The sequence below is a fragment of the Pseudomonas sp. MPB23 genome, from assembly GCF_046605395.1.
Lineage (GTDB): Bacteria > Pseudomonadota > Gammaproteobacteria > Pseudomonadales > Pseudomonadaceae > Aquipseudomonas.
Genome location: NZ_CP176771.1, coordinates 5,766,201 through 5,780,780 on the forward strand (window position 1 = coordinate 5,766,201; position 14,580 = coordinate 5,780,780).

Below are 14,580 nucleotides of genomic sequence, written 5' to 3' on the forward strand. Positions count from 1 at the left end.
CAAGCACCAGGGTGGGCCCTCAAGGCTGTCGGGCGATCAGTTCACTGAAAGCGCTACGCAGTTGGGTGATTTGGCGGTCGTACACCTGCCTGACCACCGGGGCCATGAACTCGGCAGGCATGCCGTCCATGTCGACGGGATAGAGCGTGTTGTCCTTCTTCGAGTACATGAAGTTACTCAATTGCGGATCGTTGTGAAAAATATCCTTGGCCTGCATCTGCGCCACGACGTCATCGAGCAATGAGCGCGCCTCTGGGGGCAGACTGCCCTTCTCGATGCGGCTCAGGTCCACGCCGTCGATTTTGCCCATCTTTATATATTTGCGACCGTCCTCGATCATCACCTCGGCGAAGCCGTCGCCGTAGTAGCGGTTGAGGTTGACCACCTCCATGTCGACGTAGCCCTCGGCCGAGGTCAACCTTGTCGGCCCAACATCCTTATAAACACTTTTGCCATCGAGGCTGGCATACACGACTCCCTCGCCACCTCGACCGATCTCAGGCCCAAGATCGGCCTTGACCGAAGCCGGCTGACCGCCACGCGCGCCCAGTCGCCGCCATTGATCGTCCTCGACGCGCTCGAGCAGCAACGGGGTTTGCCGGTTGTTGTGATAAACCCGCGCCTGCACCTTGCCATCGGCGGTGCGGGTCACTTGTCGCACTTCGTAGAGCGCCGTCTGGCCGGCACTGTCCGTATTGCGGATGTAGGACCGGTGGCCATCTGCGCCGACATACACCCCTTGGCTGTTGCGAGAGAGCCCGGCGATGCTCGAATCCGCCACCTTGTATTGGCGAAACAGCGCATTGCTCAGGCCGCCGCTCGATGCGCCCAGCACACGGCCCATCCTGCCGCTGGCCACCCATCTGCCGCCGCCCACCAGCAGATCGCCCATACCGCTCGCGGGGTTGAAGGCTTCGACGGCGGTTGCCCCGACAAACCTCGCCGCCTTGGCCGCATGGCGGGTGGAAGACAAGGCGCTGCCCAGCACCTTACCGGCCTGCGCGGCCTTGCCCGCGCCCAAGGTGACCAGGCCAACGGCGTCCAGGGCCAGGTCAAAGACGCCCTGGCCGATGTTGCCGTTCTGAAAGTTGACGATGGCCGAGCGCAACGGGATCAGGTTCAGGAAGAACTGGGAAATCGCCTCATTCCTGGCGCGCTCCTGATCATAGGCGGTCATGCCCCTGGCCTCATTGAGCAGGTCATCGTGCTTCAGGTCGAGGGACTTGACGAATACGTCGGCGATGGCATGGCTGCGCCTGGCGTTGAAACTGTCAGGCGCGCCCATCGCCTCCGGTTGCGCGAGAAATGACGGGGCATCCTGGTCCGGCTTAACCTGCACGGTTCTGGAGAGGACATTCGCCTCACGCGTTTCCATTTTTTGCGCGGTGTAAGGTTCGGTACGCCGACGCAGCAGGAAGTTCGCTTTCTCGACGGTGCCTCGTCGCGTGTCGAAGGTATAGAGATTGACCTGCCCGTTTCGCGTCGCCTTGACCTCCAACGTGTGCCCCCTCACACGCAACGCGGGCGGGGTCAATAAATCCATGGCGATCGTGTATTGATTGGTGTGGAAGAACTCGAGCTTGCCGAATGCCAGGTGCTTGCGGTCTTCCAATGGCAAGGTGGCGATCAGTTGCCGGACCCGGCTGTGGTGGCCCTGCTCATGCGCCTCTATCGCCTGGTCGTACGCGGTCTTGAAGGACGTAGCGACCCCCAGCTTGCCCGTCCGGCACAGGCTGCAAAACGCATCGATGGGCAGGCGCTTGTCATTGCTCACCCAATGCTCTTCGCCCTTCAACTGGCCGCCTTCCATGACGATATCCAGCATCGAGCGCGCGCCGGGATGCAGGCCAGGCCGCCCCTTCGTCAGCCGGGCCTTGTGGAAGTGCTTCACTTCGAAGAGACGCGGGTCCAGGTCGGGAAATGCCTGCTCGAGCTGGGCGAGTGCCATTGCCTTTCGACTGGGGATTGGGGTTTGCAGCAGGGTACTGGTGGTTTTCAGCGCGCTGAGCTGACGGTTATATGCCGTCCTCACGCGCTCCATGGCGCTCACCGATGGGGCCTCGTCGGCGGCGAGAAAACCGTTGGCGACCGCCCAATCCTTCAGCGCCTGAAAGTCGATGCGCTGGCGGACCGCAGCGTCGCTCGTCAGTTGCTCGGCGCTCAGCAAGATCTCGGCATAGCCCATGGACAGTGTGCGGCCTGGGGCGTGGGCTTCGATCCTGGCCACGGCCATTGCCAATTGAGCCCACAGCACACAGCCGTAGGTCACGCTGGCGGGAATGTCTTTGACCAGGCATTCGGGCGCCGTCGTAGCCAGCAGCCGGTACGCTTTCTGGTGGGCGGTCTGTGCGTTGGCGTAGCCTTTTTCAATCAGGTGTTGACCCAACTGCTCAACGATCACCGAAGCCGGTTGGCCCCAGTGCTGGTTGCGCGCCAGGTCAAATCCCGTCCAGCCCTCAAGCACGGCATCGCGGGTGTCGCCCGGGGTTTGTAAGCCCGATGCAACGGGTAAGACGGATGCGGACGGAGGGTTGGCGGCGCGGGTGTCGGAGGGCGCCAACGGGCGTGGCTGAACAGCGGGCGAAATCAGGGGCATCATGCAAGTACCTGTCCTTAGTCAAGTGGGTATCCTTCAAAAAGCGCGACCTTGCGCCCTTTGCGACCCCTGGGTGGAACGCGCCGCCACGGCGGTTCCTCGCTTGACTGTCAGGATTTATGTACATGCCCCACGGTGATCGGGCTGCCGTCAGTAGCCGCGCTCGAAATCCACCTCGCCACGCAACGCTTGCTTGGCCTGATACGCCCGCACGTTCTGCACGAACAGCTCCACCATCATCGGTGGCGAGGTCGGCGCGGAGCTGTGTCCGGTCAACAACAGGCCCCAGGCGGTCCAGAACGGATGGCGCTGCGGCAGCGGTTCCTGACGGCACACATCGATCACCGCACCGGCCAGGTGCCCTTCTTTCAGGGCCTCGACCAGGTCGGCATCGACCACCGCCACGCCGCGTCCGACGTTGATAAACAACCCGGTCGGCTTGAATTGCTTGAACAGCGCCGCGTCGTACAGATCGTGGGTATTGGGTGTATTGGGCAGCAGGTTGATCACATAATCGGCTTCCCCCACCAGCCGGCCCAATTGGTCGATTCCAGCCACTTCGATAAACGGCGCCTGCTCCCGCGCGGTGCTGGCGATGCCATAGAGCTTGACGCCAAAGGGCACGAGGAACTCCGCCACGCGCTGGCCGATATCGCCGCTGCCGACGATCAGCGCAGTGCGCCCCGCCAGGCTCTGGCCCATGCGGCTGTCCCACTTGCGCTCGACCTGGCTGACCAGCCGCGCCAGCACTTCACGTTCGTGGCCAAGCATGTAGGTGAGGACAAACTCGGCCATGACCTGCCCAAAGATGCCGACCGCGCGGGTCAGGCGATAGTCGCGCGGCAGCCCTTCGGCCAGCAGCGGCGTGATGCCGGCCCAGGTCGATTGCAGCCATTGCGGGTGGTGGCCCTGGCGCAGCAAGGTCGCCAGCAGGTCCGGTTGGCCCAGCCACACCGGGCAATCGGCGGCCAGGCGCGACAGCTCGGCCGAGTCGCCGCTGGTCAGCACCTCAAGGTCCGGCGCCGCTTCACCCAGCAATCGGGCGTATAGAGGATGATCCTGTTCAGCAATCAGAACACGCATGCTTCAAACCTTTCAAAAACAGTGCAGACGGCCGCCCACATCCTTGCGTCCCGCGCCCGATAATACGAATCCATGGATGAATGTGCCCTGAACAGGGCACTGACCGATCACATCGGGTCGTTGCGGCGCAGCAGCTCTTCGGGCAAGTGTTCGATGTACTCGTCCTCGGCCGGCGGCATTTGCAGGTGGTAGCCCTGCTTTTCGAGGTTTTCCAGCACCACGGTGATGTCTTCGCGCGACAGCTTGCGCTCCGGCGTGAGCACCATGTCGAACGCGTGATGGGCCTTGCCGAAGGCTTCCATCAAGGGTTCCGGCACACGCTCCAGGGCATCGCTTTTCAGCACATACAGGTACATTTCGTTGCGTTTCAAGCTGCGATAGATGGAGCAGATACGTTTCAAGGCTGTTCTCCGGCAGTGGCCAGGCTGTCGAGCAGCGCCTGGCCCATCAACTCGCGGCGCCAGCCACGCAGCGAGTCTGGCAATTGGTAAGGCCCGTCGGGGTAGCCACTTTTGACCAGGGCTTCGAGGGTTTTCTTGCGCAGCATCAGTTCGGGCGCCATGTCGAGGCGCTCGGCGAACGTCTGGCCAAGGGCACGCAGTTGCTTGATCAGCGCGGCGGCGTCCACCGGCAGCGGTTCAGCGACGGCGGGCGGCCATTGGTCCATGGACACGCTGCCGGCACGCTTGATCAGGTCCAGCAGGAACTGGCCATCCTGACGCACGGTGCGCGGGTGCATGTCTTCGATCTTGCCCAGGGCGGCGAGGTTATCCGGCTGGGATTTGGCCAGGGGCCACAGCGAGTGTTCGCGCACGATACGGTTGCGCGGCAGGTCGCGGGCGCGGGCTTGCTGCTCGCGCCAGGCGCACAGTTCACGCAGCACGGCGAGCTGGGCACGGGACAGTTTCCACGCCAGCTTGGCGTCGCGGTACACCTCGTACGGGTCGACTTCGCGGCGCAGGTTGGCCACCAGTTCCGCACCGTCTTCCAGGACCCAGGCGTATTTATCCTCCGACAGCCGTGGGCGCAGGCGGATGTAGACCTCGGCCAAATGCACGGCATCTTCGGCGGCGTAGCTGATTTGCGTCTCGGACAGGGGCCGCTGCAGCCAGTCGGAGCGGGTCTCGCCCTTGGGCAGCTCGATATCCAGCACGGCTTGCACCAGCCGCGAGTAGCCCATGGAGAACCCGAGGTTCAGGTAGGCCGCCGCCAGTTGGGTGTCGAACAACGGCACTGGCAGGCTGCCGGTCAGGCGCAGCAGGACCTCAAGGTCTTCGCTGCAGGCGTGCACCACTTTGATCACCGCTGGGTTTTCCAGCAAGGCGGCCAGGGGTTGCCAGTTGTCGATGGTCAGGGGGTCGATCAGGTAAGCGCGAACGCCATCACCGATCTGGATCAGCCCGGCAATGGGATAAAAGGTGTCGACCCGCATGAATTCGGTGTCGAGGGCGACGAATGGCAACTGCTGCCATTCGGCGCAATGCTGGCCGAGGCTATCGTTGTCGCAGATCCAGTGAATATCGATTGCCACACGGCTCTCCCTTGAAGAATGGCGCGCAGTATATATCGCGAAAGGGACTTGCGAGCATCCGCAGTGCACAGGCCGTCGTGAAAACTCAGACAGAAGATGAAGAATAGTCCGACAAGCGGAAGTTATCCTCTCTTACATAGAACGTAGACCCGCCACTGGCTGGAGCCCGGGATGAACTCCTGATAGCTCAGGACCTTGAAACCGGCCTGGCGAAACTCCGCTTCCACGGGGGTACGCGACGACGCCGACACGATCACCGTGTCGCGGCTGACGCGGTGAAACTCGCGCAGCAACGCCAGGCGCCCTTCGCTGCTGGGCACATGACGAAACAATTCCAGGCAGAAAATGCAATCCACCGCATTGGCCGACAAGCCAATGGAAAACGCCGAACCCTGAAACGTCTTGACCCGTTTGAGCAAGGACGCCGGGTGGTGGGTCAGCGCGTGGTCGAGCATGGGCTGGGAGTTGTCCGAAGCCAGGATCACCCGATTGACATGCTCGGCCAGCACCGGCCAGAAACGCCCCGAGCCGCAGGCCAGATCGAGCACGAGCCCGGGTTCGCCGGCGACTTTGAGTGCCTGGCGCACCAACCACTCGTCGCGCCACGAGGCCAGTCGCCGGCGCAGCCCGGGCGGGCGTGTGTCACCGCAGACCCTGGCGTGTTCACGGCCACACTGCTCGGCGTATTCAATCTCGATGGAAGAAAGGGTTGGTGACGACATCACAGGCTCATGTGAGTTAAACGGTAATGAACGACTTCGATTCGCAGCTTAACCAGCGCCACGTGAAAAAAAGGTCGAAGCCGCCACGGCCGTCAATCGGCTCACGCCTGATGCAGATACCAGCGCCAATCCTGCTCCCCCACCTCGCCCATGAACTGCCGGTACTCGGCCCGCTTCACCGCCAGGTAGACGCCGAGGAACTCACTGCCAAACGCCTCCCGCGCCCAGCTTGACGCCTCCAGCGCGCGCAAGGTGGTGAGCCAGTCGGTGGGCAAGAGTGCGTTGGCCTGGGCGTAGCCGTTACCTTCCACCGGGGCGCCGGGGTCGCGTTGTTCGCGGATGCCAAGGTGGATGCCGGCGAGGATCGCCGCAGCGGCCAGGTAAGGGTTGGCGTCGGCGCCGCAGATGCGGTGTTCGATATGCCGGGAATAGGCCGGGCCACCGGGCACGCGCAGGCTGACGGTGCGGTTGTCGACGCCCCAGGTGGCCACCAGCGGCGCATAGCTGTTGGTCTGGAACCGCCGGTAGGAGTTGGCGTTGGGGCAAAACATCAGCAGCGAATCGAGCAAGGTGTCGAGCATGCCGCCCACGGCCTGGCGCAGCAGCGGCGTGCCGTCGGCGGCTTCGCTGGCGAACAGGTTGTTGCCCTCGGCATCCGCCAGGCTCACGTGCATGTGCATGCCGGTGCCCGCCAGGTCGTCGAACGGCTTGGCCATAAAGCAGGCCGTCATCCCGTGTTTGTGCGCCACCCCTTTGACCAGGCGTTTGTAGCGCACCGCTTCGTCCATCGCCTGCAGGGCGTCAGTGCGATGTTCCAGGGTGATCTCCACCTGGCCCGGGGCGTATTCGGAAATCGCCGTGCGCGCGGGGATGCCTTGCAGGGTACAGGCGCTGTACAAATCCGCCAGAAACGGCTCGATCTGCTCCAGTTCGCGCAGGCCGTAGACCTGGGTCGAACGCGGGCGACCACCGTCCACATCCCGTGCCGGTTGCGGGCGGCCGTTGGCGTCGGGTTTCTGGTCGAGCAGATAGAACTCAAGTTCCGCGGCCATCACCGGGTAGTAACCGTCGGCCTTGAGGCCCTCGATCACCTTGACCAGCACATGCCGGGGGTCGGCCACCGTGGCGGGCAGGCCTTCGGTGGGGTGCATGCTGACTTGCACCGCAGCAGTCGGGATCAGGCGCCAGGGCATGGGCTGCAGGCTGCCGCTGATCGGATAGGCGCGGCAGTCGATATCACCCACCTCCCACACCAAGCCGGAATTTTCCACGTCATCGCCATTGATGGTCAGGCCGAGGATGGTGCTGGGTAATGGCCGGCCGCTTTCGTACACCGCCAACAGTTCGTCGCGGTGCAGCAGCTTGCCGCGCGGCACGCCGTTGTTGTCGAGGATAAACAGCTCGAACATTTCGATGTCCGGGTGCTGTTCAAGGAAAGCGTGGGCTTCGTGCAGGCTGGCAAAAACACTCATGGGCGTTCTCATACGTTTGCGTCAGGCAGGCGCGCAGGCGCCGCCGGGCAGATGCGCGCAGGTGCGCGTCATCCATGGGATAGATCAACGTAGGAGAGAGGAATCTGGCGGGCGCGCGTGTCGGCAGTGGAACAGAGCCCAGAAGGCCAGCGCGGACGGCAGTGTCGCGGCGTGAGTGTCGGGAAGGCCGTCCATACGCAAATCACAATGAGGAAGAGGCGTGCAGCGTCACACGCCTGGACAGGCGGTTCAATTCACCGATGACGGAGTAGGGTTGCAGTGCGACTAAACATTCATCGCGCCAGGCCACAGCCGTCTACGCTCTTGTCACACCAATAAGATAGAGGGACAGGACATGAAGGGACTGCTGCGCATCACCTGGCTGTTGCTGTTGGGCTTGAGCCAGGTTCACGCCGCGACGGCTCAGGAGGACGACGCCCAGGCCGCCAAGGCCTTGCTGGAAAAAGCCCTGGCCTACTACCAGAGCAACGGCGATAAAGCGTTGGCCGCATTCAGCCGCCAGGGCGAGTTTGTCGACAAGGACCGCTATGTGTTCGTGGTGGATACCCAAGGCGTGTTGCTGGCCAGTGGTGGCCCCTCCTCCGTATTGATTGGCCGCGATGTGTCCGAAGTGCTGGAGCCGGAGGTGCGCCAGTCGTTCAAGGACGCGCTCCAGGTGCCGGAAGGCCAGGGCATCCAGCAGGCCGATTACCGTTGGCAGAACTGGAACGACGGCAAGGTCGAACGCAAACATGTGTTTTATCAGCGCGTGGGCGCGCGCATCCTGGCGGTCGGTTATTACCTGCCACGAGCCACGCCGGAACAGGCACGGGCCCTGCGCGACAAGGCCGCGAAGGCAATGCTCGCGGATGAAGCCGGCACGCTCAGAGCGATCAATTCATTGCAGGGCGGCTTCCTGCAGGATGACCTCTACGTGTTTGTGGTGGACCTCAATACCGGCCGCTACGTGGCCCATGGCACCAACCTGCGTTTGATCAACACCGACTTCAGCAAGGTCAAGGACCCCGACGGCAAGCCGGTGGGCGCACCGATCCTCAAGCTGATGGCCGAGCAGGACCAGGGTGAATACCAGTACCGCTGGAAAAACCCGGTGACGGGCAAGGTCGAAAACAAGCACGCCTACTTGCGCAAAACCGCGCATTTCATGGTGGCGGTGGGTTACTACAGCCCGTGAGGCTACCCGGCCTTATCTTCACGGCCGCGCAGCACCCGGTTGGGCATCGCAATCGCCGCCGCCAGCCCCAAGAGCGACACGGCGGCGCTGACCATCAGCAAATGCCGGAACGTCAGCGCCAGTTCCCCGCGCAGCGCGTCCTGCGCCGGGCCCGGGGCGGCGTTGAGGCCATCGAGCAGCACGTTGCCGGAACCGCCTTCGCCCACCTGCACACCGCTGGCCAAGTGGGCAAAGGCCGAATCCTGCAACAGCGCCAGCAACAGCGCCGACATGCACGCCACGCCCACCGCACCGCCGAGGGAACGGAACAGGTTGGTGGTGCTGGTGGCGACGCCGATGTCCCGTTGCTCCACCGAGTTCTGCGCGCCCACCAGGGACGTGGGGAACTGCATGCCGCCGGCGATTCCGCACAGCAGCATGAACACGGCGGTCAGCCCCAATGCCTGGGGCGCGCTGAAGGCCATGCCGAGAATCGCCAGGGGACTCAACAGCGCACCACTGAGGATCATCGGTTTATAACGCCCGGTTACCGAGGTCATGCGTCCGGCGCAATAGGCGCCCATCGGCAGCCCCATCGCCAAGGGCAACAGGTGCAAGGCGGCGCTGTCGGCACCGGCGCCAGTCACCGTCTGAAAGCGCAGGGGCATCAGCACCGTTAGGGAAATCGCTTGGAAGCTGGTGAAAAAAATCGTGCACCAGCACAGCACCGCGTTGCGGTTGGCGAACAGGTGCATCGGCAGCAAGGGCTCGCGCGCGCGGCGTTCGTGCCAGACAAACAGGCTCAATGCCACCAGCGAACAGACCAACAACCCCAGCACTTCATCGTCACGCCAAGCATGGCCCTGGCCGATTTCGGTGATCCCCAGCAACAAGGCAGTCAACCCGATGATCATCAGCAAGGTGCCGAGGTAGTCGATGATCGGCTTGCGTTGCGGCGTCGGCAGCCCCACCAGCGAGCGATGGGCCACGTACCAGGCGCCGGCGCCCAACGGCAGGTTGATCAAAAACACCCAGCGCCACGACAAGTACTCGGTCATGTAGCCACCCAGCACCGGCCCGGCCACGCTGGCCACCGCGTACATGCTGCTGAAATAACCCTGATAGCGCCCGCGCTCACGGGGCGGGATGATATCGCCGATGATCGCCTGGCTCACCGAGATCATGCCGCCGGCACCGATGCCCTGCAGCACCCGCGCCAGCACCAGTTGCTCCATGCTTTGCGCCATGCCGCAGAACAGCGAGGCCAGGGTGAACAGGCCCATGCCGATCAGCATCATGGGCCGGCGCCCGTACAGGTCGCCGAGTTTGCCGTAGATCGGCACGGCCACGGTCATGGCCACCATGTAGCCGGAGATCACCCAGGCCAGCAGGTTGACGTCGTGGAAGCGCGCGGAAATGGCCGGCATGGACACGGCGACGATGGTCTGGTCCAGGGCCCCGAGGAAAATCGCCATCATCAAGGAGACAAGGACGCTGCGCACGGCAGGAATGGGCAGTGCGGGCTGATTGAGCTGAGTCACGGCAGAACCTTCAAGCAAGGCCCGTGGGGAAAGGTGCCCCACGGGAATGCTCGGTACGATAGCAGGCTACTCAATAGCTTCGTAAGGAAGTCCGACGTAATTTTCGGCGATGGTTGTGCGCCCCGCCTGCGAACCGATGAAATACGCCAGCTCGCTCTCGGCAATGCGCTGGCTGAAGCCATCGGCCTCGGGGAACCGATGCAACATCGAGGTCATCCACCAGGAAAACCGCTCGGCCTTCCACACCCGCCGCAGGCAAATCGCCGAGTATTTTTCCAGCAAGTCCACGCGCCCCTCGCGGTACACCTTGAGCAAAATCCGAAACAGTGTGCTCACGTCGCTGGCGGCCAGGTTCAAGCCTTTGGCCCCGGTGGGCGGCACGATGTGCGCGGCGTCCCCCAGCAGGAACAGGCGCCCGTACTGCATGGGTTCGACCACGAAACTGCGCAGCGGCGCGATGCTTTTTTCGATCGACGGGCCGGTCACCAACTGCTCGGCCAGGTGGCTGGGCAGACGGGTTTTCAGTTCGTCCCAGAAGCGCGCGTCCGACCATTCGTCCAGCGCCTCGTCGAGCGGCACTTGCAGGTAATAGCGGCTGCGGGTCGGCGAGCGCATGCTGCACAGGGCAAAGCCGCGCGGGTGCGTGGCATACACCAGTTCATCGTGCACCGGCGGGGTGTCGGCCAGAATGCCCAGCCAACCGAAGGGATAGACCCGCTCGAAGACCTTCAGCGACTCGGCCGGGATCGATTGGCGCGCGATGCCGTGAAAACCGTCGCACCCGGCGATGTAGTCGCATTCCAGGCGAAACGCTTCGCCCTCGTGCTCGAAGGTCAGCCAGGGTTGATCGGTTTTAAGATCGTGAGGCTGGACATCGCGTGCTTCGTACAGCGTGGTGGCACCGACCTCGGCGCGGGCGGCCATCAGGTCGCGGGTGACTTCGGTCTGGCCGTAGACCATCACCGACTGGCCACCGGTCAGCCCCTTGAGGTCGATGTGGGTGAGTTGGCCATTGAGTGCCAGTTCGAAGCCATCGTGGACCAGGCCTTCGCTGTCCATGCGCTGGCTGACGCCCGCCTGCCGCAGCAGGTCGACCATGCCCTGCTCCAACACGCCGGCACGGATGCGGCCGAGAACGTAATCGGCGCTCTGGCGCTCGACAATCAGGGTTTGGATACCGGCGTTGTGCAACAACTGGCCGAGCAACAGTCCGGAAGGACCGGCGCCGATAATGGCGACTTGAGTTTTCAGCGTTATCATTATTTTTATGTCCGCAAGCTTCACCCGAACGGATCGGGTGAAAGAGTTGTCATTGGTCTTATTGCTGACATTTTTCACTTGAGTGGCCGATATAAGAAGGTGAAAACTGAGCCAAAACCTGCGCTTTTTGCCAATTGGGGCGATTACCGCACCACTCTGCCGAGTATCGGATTGAAACCATGACTAAAACCGCGATTCCGGTCTTCAAGCTTTACGGAGAAAGCCTGCAATGGCCGACCCCCGATTTGTTGCACTGCGAAACCATTTCCCGGCGCAGTCGGGAATACCAGTGGGAAATCCAGCCCCACCGGCACGCGGACCTGTGCCAGTTGCTGTATGTGCACAAAGGCCAGGCACAGTTGGAAATCGAAGGCCAGCGCACCACGTTCAGCGAAGCCACCCTGCAAGTACTGCCGCCGCTGTGCGTGCATGGGTTTCGTTTCGACGAAGAGGTCGAAGGCTACGTGTTGACCCTGGCGGCGCCGCTGGTCAGCCATTTGCAGGCGCAACTGGGCACGACAGTCGATGGATTACAGGTGCTGGGCAGCTATCCCGCAGGTAAGGACAGCGATTACCTCAACGGTCTGTTCGCCCGCCTGCAGGACGAATACGCCGATGATCTGCCGGCCCGGGACATGCTGATGCACGCCCTGGTCAGTGAGATGCTGGTCTGGATCAGTCGCCAGGCGATCCAGCGCCGTCACACACGGGCACCGAGGGGGCGTGAATATTTTCGGCGCTTTACCCAACTGGTCGAACAGCATTACCGCGAACACCCGAAGATCGAAGATCTGGCCCACAAACTGGGAATCTCGGTCTCACACCTCAATGGGACGTGTCAGGAATTGGGCGGGCAACCCGCGCTGCAGATCATGCATGACCGCCAATTGCTGGAAGCCAAGCGCCTGCTGACCTACACCAGCATGACCATCAATGAAATGTCGGAGGTATTGGGCTTTTCCGACCCGACCAACTTCTCGCGGCTGTTCCGCCGACGGGTCGGGTTCTCACCCAAGGCATTTCGCGAGCACCTGAAGGCTGAATCGTCTACCTGAGCGCGCTGAAACTGCCGGTATGGGGAACGCATTGATCCTGGTGGCAGCTGATCGCAAAGCTCGGCTGCATCCGGGTCTGTTCGACGCGGTAGGCGGCAGTGCCGTACAACGCACTGGCCAATGCGCAGAGGCTGAGAATCATCAGGTATTTTCTGGTTTTAATGCTCATGGCACAGACCTCTGGGCGGATCTACCGGGTGCTGTTTAAAGCATAGGCCAGCCAGGGCAAGTTGCCATTATCGGGGGATATTCAACCCGGTGATGCCCGCTCAGAGACCGATGTCCCACGCCGGCTCTTCCGGGAACCTTTGCACCAGGAAATCCAGCAGGCTGCGCAGCGCCGAAGGCATGTGCTTGCGCGAGGCGTAGACCGCGTAGATGTTCATGTGCCGGGGCTCGGCATCGGGCAACAGGCGCACCAGTTCACCCCGGCGGATGTAGTCCCCGGCCTGGTAACTGGGCAGCATCGCCACCCCCGCGCCGGCCAGCGTCACGCGCAACAAGGTGCTGGCCTCATTGGCGGTGATGTTGCCGTGCACCGGCACCGAGATGTGCTCGCCGCCTTCTTCGAAATGCCATAGGCTTTTGCCGAAATAGGCGTGGGTCAGGCAGTTGTGCCGGGCCAGGTCTTCGACTTTATGCGGGGCCGGATGCGCCAGCAGGTACGCCGGCGTGGCACACACCACCGAACGACAGACGGTCAGGCGCCGGGCGATCAGGTTGGGGTCCAGGTCGTTGCTGGTGCGGATCGCCAGGTCGATGCGCTCGTCCACCAGGTTCACCGTGCGGTCGAGCACCTGCAGGTCGACCGTAACCAGCGGGTAGCGCGTGACGTACTCGGCGATGGCCTGGGCCAATTGCGCCTGGGCGAACGAGGTGCTCACACCCAAGCGCAGCAGCCCACGGGGCGCGTCATCCGGCTCGCTGACGGCGGCCTGCATGTCGCCGCACAATTCGAGCAATTGCCGGCAACGCGGCAGGGTTTCCGCGCCGGCCGCCGTGAGGCTGAGTTTGCGCGTGGTACGGTGCAGCAGGCGCGCGCCGATCCAGTCCTCCAACTCAGCCAGGTAGCGCGACACCACCGGGCGCGACAGGTCCAGATGGTCGGCCGCCGCAGACTGGCTGCCCAGGTCCACCACGGTGACAAACACGCGCATTGCTTGAAGACGATCCATGATTTGCCCGATTTCAGAAACAAACTATGTCCCAGCATCGCATTTTTAGTCGCGTTTGGTGCAACTAAGCTCTGTGCATCCTTTCCCGACTGCTGGACTGCCCGATGCTCTCGTTGCTCAAGCGCCTGACCCTGACCACCGCCGCCCTGGCCTTTACTGCCCATGCCGCAGCGGCCGACCTGACCCTGGACGTCTACAACCCAGGAGAATCGGCGATCTTCCCGGTCAGTTCGGTGCTGGTCAGCGGCGCCAAAGACGCCATCCTGGTGGATGCCCAATTCGGCAAACGCCAGGCCGAGCAACTGGTAGAAAAAATTCGCGCCAGCGGCAAACACCTGACCGCCATTTACATCAGCCATGGCGACCCGGACTACTATTTCGGTCTCGACACCCTGACCGCCGCCTTCCCCGACGCCAAGGTGCTGGCCCCGCAACCGGTGGTCGACCATATCAACGCCACCGTGGCCGGCAAGCTGGCGTTCTGGGGTCCGAAAATGGGCGCCGACACGCCGGGCAAAACGATCGTGCCGCAGGTGCTGGAAGGCCACCGCCTGATGCTTGAAGGACACCCGCTGGAGGTGATCGGCCTGGACGGCCCGCAGCCGGATCGCAGTTTTGTGTGGATTCCGTCGATCAAGGCCGTGATCGGCGGCGTGGTGGTCTCGGAAAACATCCACCTGTGGATGGCGGACACCCAGAGCGCGCAATCCCATAAAGACTGGCTCGCCACCCTGCAACGCATCGAAAAGCTTAAACCGCATACGGTGATTCCGGGCCACTACCTGGGCACGCCATCGCCGAAATCCGTGGCCTTTACCGCCGACTACATCCAGGCCTTCGACACCGAGACCGCCAAGGCCAAGAACGCCGCCGCCCAGATCGCGGCCATGAAGCAACGTTACCCCGCCCTCGCCGACGAAAGCTCGCTGGAACTGAGCGCCAAAGTCGCCAAGGGCGAAATGAAGTGGTGA

Annotated in this window: 13 protein-coding genes; 3 read left to right on the top strand and 10 right to left on the bottom strand. The window is 62.8% G+C overall.

The genetic code is table 11. The features are described from left to right. Nucleotides 1-19 precede the first annotated feature (19 nt). The 6 genes from ACLH0J_RS26135 to ACLH0J_RS26160 form a co-directional block, all read right to left on the bottom strand. Complete coding sequence (locus tag ACLH0J_RS26135) at nt 20-2,599, bottom strand: hypothetical protein (protein WP_411389677.1); 2,580 nt, start codon at nt 2,597-2,599, stop codon at nt 20-22. Between the two features lie 147 nt (nt 2,600-2,746). Continuing rightward, nucleotides 2,747-3,679 carry a D-2-hydroxyacid dehydrogenase gene (locus ACLH0J_RS26140; protein ID WP_411389678.1) on the bottom strand — a complete coding sequence of 311 codons (933 nt, stop codon included), beginning with the start codon at nt 3,677-3,679 and terminating at the stop codon, nt 2,747-2,749. Nucleotides 3,680-3,786: 107 nt separating this feature from the next. Next, the gene (locus ACLH0J_RS26145) at nt 3,787-4,080 is read right to left on the bottom strand and encodes a YcgL domain-containing protein (RefSeq protein ID WP_411389679.1); all 294 of its coding nucleotides are present in this window, start codon (nt 4,078-4,080) and stop codon (nt 3,787-3,789) included. Further along, entirely contained in the window at nt 4,077-5,210 is a 1,134-nt protein-coding gene (rnd, locus tag ACLH0J_RS26150) for a ribonuclease D (protein ID WP_411389680.1), read from the bottom strand. The genes ACLH0J_RS26145 and rnd overlap by 4 nt, the downstream gene beginning before the upstream one ends. A gap of 122 nt (nt 5,211-5,332) precedes the next feature. Next, nucleotides 5,333-5,932 (bottom strand): class I SAM-dependent methyltransferase, encoded by a 600-nt coding sequence (locus tag ACLH0J_RS26155; RefSeq protein ID WP_411389681.1) that lies wholly within the window; start codon nt 5,930-5,932, stop codon nt 5,333-5,335. A 101-nt stretch (nt 5,933-6,033) separates the two neighbouring features. Then, nucleotides 6,034-7,404 carry a glutamine synthetase family protein gene (locus ACLH0J_RS26160; RefSeq protein WP_411389682.1) on the bottom strand — a complete coding sequence of 457 codons (1,371 nt, stop codon included), beginning with the start codon at nt 7,402-7,404 and terminating at the stop codon, nt 6,034-6,036. Nucleotides 7,405-7,759: 355 nt separating this feature from the next. On the opposite strand from ACLH0J_RS26160, the gene ACLH0J_RS26165 reads away from it, so the two are divergent. After that, nucleotides 7,760-8,599: a cache domain-containing protein gene (locus ACLH0J_RS26165; protein ID WP_411389683.1), complete on the top strand. Its 840-nt coding sequence runs from the start codon at nt 7,760-7,762 to the stop codon at nt 8,597-8,599. A gap of 2 nt (nt 8,600-8,601) precedes the next feature. On the opposite strand, the gene ACLH0J_RS26170 is transcribed toward ACLH0J_RS26165, so the two are convergent. Together ACLH0J_RS26170 and pobA are read right to left on the bottom strand one after the other, a co-directional pair. Next, a complete protein-coding gene (locus ACLH0J_RS26170; protein WP_411389684.1) occupies nt 8,602-10,119 on the bottom strand; it encodes an MDR family MFS transporter in 1,518 nt (505 codons plus the stop codon). A 66-nt stretch (nt 10,120-10,185) separates the two neighbouring features. Continuing rightward, complete coding sequence (gene pobA / locus ACLH0J_RS26175) at nt 10,186-11,370, bottom strand: 4-hydroxybenzoate 3-monooxygenase (protein ID WP_411392893.1); 1,185 nt, start codon at nt 11,368-11,370, stop codon at nt 10,186-10,188. A 188-nt stretch (nt 11,371-11,558) separates the two neighbouring features. Here pobA and ACLH0J_RS26180 point away from each other — a divergent pair, with 188 nt between their 5' ends. Next, on the top strand, nt 11,559-12,434 hold the full coding sequence (locus ACLH0J_RS26180; protein WP_411389685.1) for a helix-turn-helix domain-containing protein: 876 nt from the start codon (nt 11,559-11,561) through the stop codon (nt 12,432-12,434). On the opposite strand, the gene ACLH0J_RS26185 is transcribed toward ACLH0J_RS26180, so the two are convergent. Both ACLH0J_RS26185 and ACLH0J_RS26190 read right to left on the bottom strand, forming a co-directional pair. Continuing rightward, on the bottom strand, nt 12,427-12,603 hold the full coding sequence (locus ACLH0J_RS26185; protein ID WP_411389686.1) for a hypothetical protein: 177 nt from the start codon (nt 12,601-12,603) through the stop codon (nt 12,427-12,429). The genes ACLH0J_RS26180 and ACLH0J_RS26185 overlap by 8 nt on opposite strands. A 100-nt stretch (nt 12,604-12,703) precedes the next feature. Then, complete coding sequence (locus ACLH0J_RS26190) at nt 12,704-13,609, bottom strand: LysR family transcriptional regulator (protein WP_411389687.1); 906 nt, start codon at nt 13,607-13,609, stop codon at nt 12,704-12,706. A gap of 104 nt (nt 13,610-13,713) precedes the next feature. Between ACLH0J_RS26190 and ACLH0J_RS26195 the strand changes: the two genes are divergently transcribed. Then, nucleotides 13,714-14,580 (top strand): MBL fold metallo-hydrolase, encoded by an 867-nt coding sequence (locus tag ACLH0J_RS26195; RefSeq protein ID WP_411389688.1) that lies wholly within the window; start codon nt 13,714-13,716, stop codon nt 14,578-14,580.